Source organism: Sphingomonas sp., assembly GCF_013812825.1.
GTDB lineage: Bacteria > Pseudomonadota > Alphaproteobacteria > Sphingomonadales > Sphingomonadaceae > Sphingomicrobium.
This window is the reverse complement of the sequence record NZ_JACCSU010000038.1, coordinates 1-8425: the sequence shown is the minus strand read 5'-3', so window position 1 is coordinate 8425 and position 8425 is coordinate 1. Positions and strand designations below refer to the sequence as shown.

Annotated in this window: 7 protein-coding genes and 1 tRNA gene; 5 read left to right on the top strand and 3 right to left on the bottom strand. The window is 68.2% G+C overall.

Features of this window, described 5'->3' with window-relative positions; all coding sequences use genetic code 11:
• Positions 1-2097 (bottom strand): PBP1A family penicillin-binding protein (locus H0T81_RS04980; protein ID WP_294010484.1); only part of this gene is annotated, 2097 nt, incomplete at its 3' end.
• Between the two features lie 140 nt (positions 2098-2237).
• Here H0T81_RS04980 and H0T81_RS04975 point away from each other — a divergent pair.
• From H0T81_RS04975 to H0T81_RS04960, 4 genes are all read left to right on the top strand, one after another.
• Positions 2238-2765, top strand: coding sequence for a DUF4402 domain-containing protein (locus tag H0T81_RS04975; RefSeq protein ID WP_294010483.1), 528 nt, complete (start codon positions 2238-2240; stop codon positions 2763-2765).
• Between the two features lie 156 nt (positions 2766-2921).
• Positions 2922-3425 (top strand): DUF4402 domain-containing protein, encoded by a 504-nt coding sequence (locus H0T81_RS04970; RefSeq protein ID WP_294010481.1) that lies wholly within the window; start codon positions 2922-2924, stop codon positions 3423-3425.
• A gap of 172 nt (positions 3426-3597) precedes the next feature.
• Entirely contained in the window at positions 3598-4416 is an 819-nt protein-coding gene (locus H0T81_RS04965) for a molecular chaperone (RefSeq protein ID WP_294010480.1), read from the top strand.
• 29 nt (positions 4417-4445) lie between these two features.
• The gene (locus H0T81_RS04960; RefSeq protein WP_294010479.1) at positions 4446-7127 is read left to right on the top strand and encodes a carboxypeptidase-like regulatory domain-containing protein; all 2682 of its coding nucleotides are present in this window, start codon (positions 4446-4448) and stop codon (positions 7125-7127) included.
• A 174-nt stretch (positions 7128-7301) separates the two neighbouring features.
• Here the strand turns inward: H0T81_RS04960 and H0T81_RS04955 are convergent.
• Positions 7302-7388, bottom strand: a tRNA-Leu gene (locus tag H0T81_RS04955).
• 245 nt (positions 7389-7633) lie between these two features.
• Here H0T81_RS04955 and H0T81_RS04950 point away from each other — a divergent pair.
• Positions 7634-7846 (top strand): hypothetical protein, encoded by a 213-nt coding sequence (locus tag H0T81_RS04950; RefSeq protein ID WP_294010478.1) that lies wholly within the window; start codon positions 7634-7636, stop codon positions 7844-7846.
• A gap of 4 nt (positions 7847-7850) precedes the next feature.
• On the opposite strand, the gene H0T81_RS04945 is transcribed toward H0T81_RS04950, so the two are convergent.
• A partial coding sequence (locus H0T81_RS04945) for a hypothetical protein (RefSeq protein ID WP_294010476.1) occupies positions 7851-8425 on the bottom strand: 575 nt, incomplete at its 5' end.

The following is an 8425-nucleotide window of genomic DNA, read 5'->3' as shown; positions in this document are numbered from 1 at the left end:
CGGCTGAAGCGGATCGGGCGCGGGCACTGAGCGCGGCCCGGGCGCCCGCGGTGGCACGCGCGGGGGCTGGGGCGGCACCTGCTGCGGCTGCGGCTGCGGCGCGCGTTCGCTGCCACTCCGGAGGATTTCATTGGGCCACCCTTCCGGCGGCACCTCGCCGGGCCGGACGACCCCCGGCTGGACGACCCCGGGGTCGGCTGGGTCGATCGGAATGCCGTCGGCGTCGACCAGCGGCTCCAGCCCGAGCTCCTCGGGCGGAAGCGCCCAGATTTCTTCCTCGGGCTCGAGCTGCCAGTCCGGCATCGGCACTTCGGTTTCGAACTGCTCGACCGGGCGGCGGGCGACGGCGACGACCATGAAATCGTGGAACGCGCGCGCCGGCGCGGTTCCGCCCTGCAGCCCGCCGATCGGCCGGGCGTCGTCGCGGCCCATCCACACTCCGGCGGTGATGCCGCTCGAGAAGCCGATGAACCAGCCGTCCTTGTTGGAGCTGGTGGTGCCGGTCTTGCCGGCGACCGGCCGGCCGATCTGGGCCGCTCGGCCGGTGCCGGTGAGGACCGCCGACTGCAGCAGATCGGTCATTTCCGCAGCGACCCAGGGAGCGACCAGCACCCGCTCCTCGCTGCCCTCGTGCTGGTAGAGCTGGCGCCCGTCGGCGGTCACCACCCGGCGGATCGCGTAGGGCGCGACCGAGACTCCGCGGTTGGCGACCGAGGCAAAGGCGCGGGTCATGTCGATCAGCCGAACGTCGCTGGTTCCAAGCACCATCGAGGGAAAGGTCGAGATCTTGCCGCTGATCCCGAACCGGCGCGCCATGTCGGCGATGGTCGCAAAGCCCAGGTCGGCGCCGATCTTGGCGCTGATCGTGTTGATCGAGCGCGCGAAGGCCTCGCGCAGGGTGACCGGCCCCAAGTGGGTGCGGGTCGCGTTGCGCGGCCGCCAGCCGTCGATCTCGATCGGCTCGTCGACGATGCTGTCGGTCGGCTTCATCCCCGATTCGAGCGCCGACAGATAGACGAACAGCTTGAACGCCGAGCCGGGCTGGCGCTCGGCCTGGGTGGCGCGGTTGTACAGCGAGTCGACATAATCGCGGCCGCCGACCATCGCTCGGACGGCGCCGTCGCGATCGAGCGCAACCAGCGCTCCCTGGGCGGTGCGCGGGGTGTTGGCGGCGATCGCCCGGTCGGCCGCCCGCTGCATGTTGGTGTCGAGCGTCGTCCAGACGTCGATCGGCTCGCTGGTCTCGTCGATCAGTGTATCGAGCTGCGGCAGCGCCCAGTCGGTGAAGTAGCGCACGCTGTTCTGCTTGGTGGTCGGCTGGAGCCGGATTTCCGCCGGGTCGACCGACGCCGCCGCCGAACGGCTGACGAAGCCGTTCTCGACCATCGCGTTGAGGACGATGCTCGAGCGGCGCCGGGCGGCCTCGGCGTCGGCGGTCGGCGAATAATTGGACGGCGCCTTGACCAGGCCGGCGATGATCGCCGCTTCGCCGAGCGACAAAGTGTCGGCGCTGTGGCCGAAAAAGCGCCGCGACGCCGCGTCGATGCCGTAGGCGCCGCCGCCGAAATAGACCCGGTTGAGATACAGCTCGAGGATCTGGTCCTTGCTGAACTTGCGCTCCAGCGCCAGCGCCAGGACGCCTTCCTTGAGCTTGCGCCCGAAGGTGCGGCTGTTGGTCAGGAAGATGTTGCGCGCCAGCTGCTGGGTGATGGTCGAGCCGCCCTGTCGCCAGGCGCCGGTATCGAACCGCACCTTGATCGACCGGGCGATGCCCAGCGGATCGATGCCGACATGGCTTCGAAAGCGCTTGTCCTCGATGGCGATCATCGCGGTTCGCATCTGCGGCGGGATCTGCTCGTAGCGCAGCCACTGGCCGAAGCTCGGGCCAAGCGAGACCAGCACCGCGCCGTTGCTCGACCGGACCCGGATCATCTGCCCGAGGTCCGAGCGTTTCGAGAGCTCCGAATAGCCGGGCAGCGAGGCGACCGCGACGGCGACCGCGACGATCAGCGCCAGCAGTCCGACCAGCCCCGCGTAGACCAGGACCTGGAGGGCGGTGACGAACGGCCGGCGCGGAGCGGTGGGGATGGGGGGCATCGAGCCTCAAGCGATAGGAAGTCGGGCCGTTTGGGACAATAGGCGTGCGACGATCGCGCGTCGCGCTCCTGGTCCTGCCGCTGCTCGGGTTAGCGGCGGATTAACCCAGCTTTAGCCAGTCGCCTCTAGGATCGCTGGCGATGAGCAGGACGTTGCTCCTTTTGCCGGTCCTCGCGCTTGCCGCGGGGATGTCGACCGTGCCGCTGTTTCCGGCGAGCGCGCAATGCCGGCTGTGCGACTCTCCGACCACCAGCCGCGAGGAGGGCTCCGCCTCGGGCCCGATCAGCCTGGAGATCGAGACCAGCCTCGATTTCGACCGGCTGATCCTGCTCGGCGCCGGGAGCGGAACCGCGACCCTGCTCCCCGACGGCTCGCGCAGCGTCAGCGGCGTCATCAGCGACATATCCGGCCGGGCGATGGCCGGCAGCGCCGTTGTCCGCGGCGAGGCCGGGCGGACGGTGCGGGTCGAGCTGCCGCGCCGAATCGAACTCTATTCGTTGAGCGGCGGACGAATCACCATCGAGGATATCGTCAGCGACCTGCCGCCGGTCGCGCGGCTCGACTCGGCCGGATCGCTATCGTTCCGATTCGGTGGGCGGTTGAGGATTATGGGCGACGCCGAGGGCGACTATCGCGGCGACGTTCCGATCACCGTCGAATATCTCTGAGGCAATCGCCTCCATTTCGGTGGAAATCCAAACCGACCGTTAACCAGTCCCAAAAGGAAAGCCGTAAGCGCGCGGCGTTAATAGGGGACCCACGGATGACCCAACCAGCGGTCGGGCAGCCGCTGACATTTTTGGACCAGTGGGGAAATAGACATGATGAACACTCTTCGTATCACCGCGGCGGTTGCCGCACTGGCGCTGTCGGCGACGCCGGCGCTGGCCGCTCCGGTTGTGCCGGACAAGCAGGCGACCGCCACCGCGCGGATCGTCAAGCCGCTCAGCCTGACGTGGGTGCAGGACCTCGACTTCGGCACCGTCACGCTGGTCGATGCGGGACCGACGACGGTCACCGTTGCGCTCGACGGCAGCCGCACCTGCCCCGGCACGGCCGTGACTTGCTCGGGCGCCTCGACAGCGGCGAAATACAAGATCACCGGCACCAACAACCAGACCGTGACGGTCAACTCGAGCAACGTCAGCATGACCGGCCCGGCCGGCTCGACGCCGCTGTTGCTCACCGTCAACGCGCCGGCCAGCGTTGCTCTCGGCAATTCCGGTTCCACCGGGACCGAGTTCGCGATCGGCGGCAGCATCTCGGTTGCCGGAAGCCAGGCCGAAGGCACGTACATCGGCACATTTGCGGTGACCGTGAATTACTAAGTGGACGACGTTCGCCGCACCCGCGGCGCGAAGGATGGGGTCGCCGGCAACGGCGGCCCCATTTCGTTTGGTCGCGACACCGCGTTGAACGGCGTTGGTTGACCGAAAATCAACCATTCTGGATGTAAAACCGAGCGATCGCTCCAGGCGGAGCAAAGCGGGGATCGCCACCATGATGTTCAGACCAACGTTCGCGGCAGCTGTGCTGGCCGCTTCTCTATTGGCCGCGGTGCCGGCCGGCGCCGGCGTCGGCGACCTGCTGGTTGCTCCGACTCGGCTGGTGCTCGACGGCCGCAAGGGCGCCGAGGTTGTCCTCAACAATATCGGCGACGAGCCGGCCACCTACCGGATCTCGGTCGAACTGCGCCGAATGACCCCCGACGGAGGCCTCATCGAGGTCGACCAGCCGACCGCCGAGGACAGGCTCGCGCAGGAGATGATCGTCTACGCGCCGCGACGGGTGACCCTGGCGCCGCGCCAGCCGCAATCGGTGCGGGTGTCGGCGCGCGCGCCGCAGGGGCTGCCCGATGGCGAATATCGGGTCCATCTGCTGTTTCGCGCCATCCCGCCGGCGCGCTCCGCGGCCGCCGCGCCGGAGGAGCCGGGCAAGGGCCTGCGCTTCGCCCTGATCCCGGTTTACGGAGTTACCATTCCAGTCATCGCCCGCTTCGGCAATCTCCAGGCGAAAGCCGGGATTGCCAACGTTCATCTCGACACCAGCGCCGGCAGGCTGGCGGTGGCGCTGGACCTCAGCCGCTCGGGCGATCGCTCGACCTTCGGCGAGGTCCGGGTGCTCAAACCCGGAGTCAAGGACCCGATCGCCATCCAGAAGGCCGTCGCCGTCTACAAGGAGGTGACGACGCGCAAGGTGACGATCCCGGTCGACGAAGCCTTTCAGGGTGACGTTCGCGGCCCGGTCATCGTGCAATATGTCGAAACTTACGCCGACGGCTCGCACACCATCGCCGAAACCCGGACGGTGCTGCGCTAGGCGCAGTCGGAGACCAGAGAGCGACGCTCATGGCTCCCGGCCGCAAGTGGCTGCGCAGGCTCGGCGCGCTCGGCGCGCTCGCCGCGCTCGGCTGCGCCGGGGCGGTCGGCGCATCCGCCTCGATTCCGGCCGGCGAGAGCTGGACCGCGCATCCCGACGAGCAATTCCTGCTCGACGTCCGGATCCGCCAGCTCCGGCTCGGCGAGGGAGTGCGCGCCTACAACACGCCCGAAGGCACGTGCATCGTCTTTGGCGACTTCCTGACCACGCTCGACGTGCCGATGAAGGTCGATTTGACCGCCAAAAAGGCGCAGGGCTGGGCGTTCAAGGAGCAGAACCGAATCGCCATCGATCTGGCTGCCCGGCAAGCGAGCTATGGCGCCAGGGCCGAGCCGATCGCGCCTGGAACGGTGCGCGAAACACCCGACGGCTGGTGCGTCGACAGCTCGGCGCTCACCCGCTGGTTTGGAATCGCCGTCAAGCCGATGACCTCCGGCTCGGTGCTGATGCTGAGCTCCGAGGCCAAGCTGCCGGTCGAGCTCGCGATGGAGCGTCAGCAGCGCGCCGCGCAGATCAAGCCGGCCAAGTTCGACCTCTCGACTCTTCCGCAGGTGCGCCTCCCCTACCGGATGTGGCGAGCGCCGGCGCTCGACTTCGTCGTCAGCGGCGGCGTTACCTATCGGGCCAGGGACGGCCTCAAGGTCGATCGCCGCACATCGGTGTTCGCGGCGGGTGAAATCGCCCATCTGTCGTATGACGCGCAGCTATCCACCGATAACAAGGGCATGCCGCGCACCCTTCGGCTACGCGCGCACCGGTCGGACCCGGAAGGCGGGCTGCTCGGGCCGCTGAACGCTACCCATTTCGGCCTTGGCGACGTCGCCGGGCTCGACAGCCGGTTGACCGGCTCATCCGCCAGCGGCCGCGGCGCCGTGGTCACCAACCGGCCGCTGGTCCCGCAAACGGCGTTCGACCGCACTCGCTTCGAAGGCTACTTGCCGAGCGGCTGGGACGCGGAAATCTACCGCAACGGCGAGCTTCTCGCCTTTGCCAAGCCGACCGGCGACCAGCGCTACCGGTTCGAGGACGTGGAGCTTCTCTACGGCGAAAACCGGATCCACATCGTCCTTTACGGACCGCAGGGGCAGGTCCGGACGCGCGAGGAGCTGATCAACGTCGGCCAGGACCATGTGCCGCCGGGCAAGACCTGGTACTGGGCCGGGGCCAACCAGCCGGGGCGCGATGCCGCTTCGTTCGAGCACCCGCCCGACGAGGAGCGCCAGCCCAGGGCGCAGGCGGCCGTTTCGGTCGAGCATGGCATCGACGAGCGCACCTCGGCGGGGGCGCTCGCGAGGCTGATGCTGGTCGGCGATGAGCGGTTGAGCTTCCTCGAGGGCACGGTTCGGCGATCGGTCGGCTCGGCGATGATCGAACTCGGCGTCGCCGGCGAAAGCTCGGGCGGAAAGGCGGCGCGCGCGCAGTTGCTCGGCAAGTTCGGCAGCGTCAACGTCAGCGCGGAGGCGCTTGCTGCAAATGATTTTCATTTGCGAGCCGATCGGCGCGAGACCGTGCGCGACGTCCGGCTCAGGCTCGACGCGCCGCTTCGGCTGGGCCGCCAGGTCCTCCCCGCGCACGCCGATTTCCGGCTGACCGACCGGGACGGAGTCCGCCACTTGGAGGCCGCAGGCCGGCTGGCGGCCAACATCGACCGTTTCAACCTGGCGACCGACCTTCGCTACCGCAGGCAGTATCTGCGCTCCGGCCCGTCACCGCCGGGAGAGGTCAATTTGGCAATGATCGGCGCCGGGCGAGTCGGCAACGTGCGCCTGCGCGGTTCGACCAGCTTCGACATCACTCCCGACGCCCGGTTCCGCTCCGCGGAGCTGTCCGCCTATTGGTCGGCATCGGAGACGACCGACTGGGAAGGCGGTGTGATCTATGACGCGGCCGCAAAGCGTGCGCGGGCGCGGGTCACCAATGTCCGGCGCCTGAATTCCATGGCCGTGGCACTGACCGCCGAAGCGGCGAGCGACGGGTCGGCGGCGCTCGGCTTTAACCTCAACTTCTCGCTGGACCCCGGTGGCGGTTTCAAGCTGTCGCGCCAGTCGCTGGCCGTCGCGGGCGCGGTCAATGCAAGAGTTTACCGCGACCTCAACGACAATGGGGTGCGCGATCCCGCCGAGCCGCTCGAAAAGGGAGCGCTGATCACCACCGGCCCGCGGTTGTCCGAGAGAACCACGGATTCCCAAGGGTCGGTGCTGGTCGGGGGACTGGCCGCCTACACTCCGGTCACGGTCGGGATCGACGAATCAAGCCTGTCCGACCCGATGCTGGTGCCGAAGAAGGCACTCCAGGTCGTGGTGCCGCGGCCCGGGGTCCCCGCCCACGTCGAGATCGGCCTCGTCGGCGGCGGGGATATCGAAGGCGCGATCGTCAAGAGCGGCGGCCTTGGCTTTGAAGGACTCGACCTCGAGCTGGTCGACGGCGCCGGCAAGACCATCGCCACCACCCGGACGGATTTCGACGGCTTCTTCCTGTTCCAGCGCGTGCCCTATGGCGAGTATCGGATCCGGCTGTCCAAAGAGACCGCCGAAGCGACCAGCCTTGCGGCCGATCTCAAGGTCTCGGTCTCGGTCAGCGCGGCGAAACCGGTCGTCCGGCTGGGCTCGATCCACGTCGAGCCGCCGCCGCGCATCGCCTTGCTCGAATAGACCGCGCGCCAGCCGATCTGTCGTCTCGGACGACTTTTTGCCTCTGTTCGCCGGGCGATTGCGCGCGCTTACCCACTCATCGCCAGGACTGGCGTGGACCTGGAACCGCTCCCCAGATGCTAATTGCTAATGCATCGCAAGAACGGGCGGGCTGCCAGGGCGCCAGGGACGGAATGGTGCGGTCGAGAAGACTCGAACTTCCACGGCCTTTCGGCCACAGCGACCTCAACGCTGCGCGTCTACCAGTTCCGCCACGACCGCACGTCATGAAAAGCTCGGCGGCCCCCAAAGACTAACCATAAAGGGCCGCCCACTGGCGAGGCGCGGCGTCTAGCAAAGGGCTTGGGGGCAGGCAATGCCGCCCGATCGCTCCGCCGGTCCGGCCTGGATTCGTCCCGGATCCATCCCAGCTCTGTCCCTCTGCGGGACAGGAAGTTAAGGCCGTCTTTACCATAAGCGCGCCCGCGCGTTACGCGTATCGGATGGTCATTTTCGCTTCGCTCGCAATGGCAACCGCCGCGCTCGCCGTCCCCTTGGAGCGGGTTGAGCCGCGACCGGCCGCGCCGGTTCGCCAGGCGCGGGCGACGGTGACCATCCTTGCCGCCGCCCGGCTACGCTTTTCGGAGATCGAGCGCGAGCAGCCGCAAATGCTGCGCCCGAGCGTCGTTCGCGGCGCCGACGGGTCGCTCGAAGTGCTGAAGCTGGTCGAATTCGAGTAGAATTTCAGGTTTTGACCGAGCCCAGAGTGATGGTCAGCTCATCGCCGCCGGCCGGGACGTTGACCTCGGCGCTGTTGAACGTCGCGCTCGCTCCCGGCGGCAGGGTCCGCGCCGGCGGAGCGATCGTCCAGCTGTAGACCAGCTCGCCGGTGGCGCTGCGCAGCTGGGCGCGGATCGGCGGCACGTCCTGGTTCTCGTCGGTCGGATTGATCACCCGTCCGCTCACCGCCAGCAACTCATTGCCGCTGGCGAGCTTCTGGCGGTCGCTGTGAGTCATCATCAGCTGCAGCGGAGTTTCGCCCGCTCCCGCGATCCCAATGCGCTGCTTCCATTCGGCCGGAGCCAGGAACCAGAATGCCGCGGCGAGGGCGGCAATCAACAGCGCGACCAGCAAGACCGTCAGCAACGGGCTGCGCGAGCGCGGCGGCTCCTCCGCTTCGTAGCGGAACGGTCGGAAATCGTCGTCGAGCGGCTCCTCGACGATCGCCGGCTCCTCATAGTCCGCCGCCGGCATCGGTGCCGTTGGAGTCGCTTCGACCAGGCCATCGGCCGGCGGCGCGACCGGGTCGATCGGCGCAT

Coding starts and splice junctions, on each gene's coding strand:
- H0T81_RS04975 (WP_294010483.1), top strand. CDS start 2,238: ATGAGCAGGACGTTGCTCCTTTTGCCGGTCCTCGCGCTTGCCGCGGGG.
- H0T81_RS04970 (WP_294010481.1), top strand. CDS start 2,922: ATGAACACTCTTCGTATCACCGCGGCGGTTGCCGCACTGGCGCTGTCG.
- H0T81_RS04965 (WP_294010480.1), top strand. CDS start 3,598: ATGATGTTCAGACCAACGTTCGCGGCAGCTGTGCTGGCCGCTTCTCTA.
- H0T81_RS04960 (WP_294010479.1), top strand. CDS start 4,446: ATGGCTCCCGGCCGCAAGTGGCTGCGCAGGCTCGGCGCGCTCGGCGCG.
- H0T81_RS04950 (WP_294010478.1), top strand. CDS start 7,634: ATGGCAACCGCCGCGCTCGCCGTCCCCTTGGAGCGGGTTGAGCCGCGA.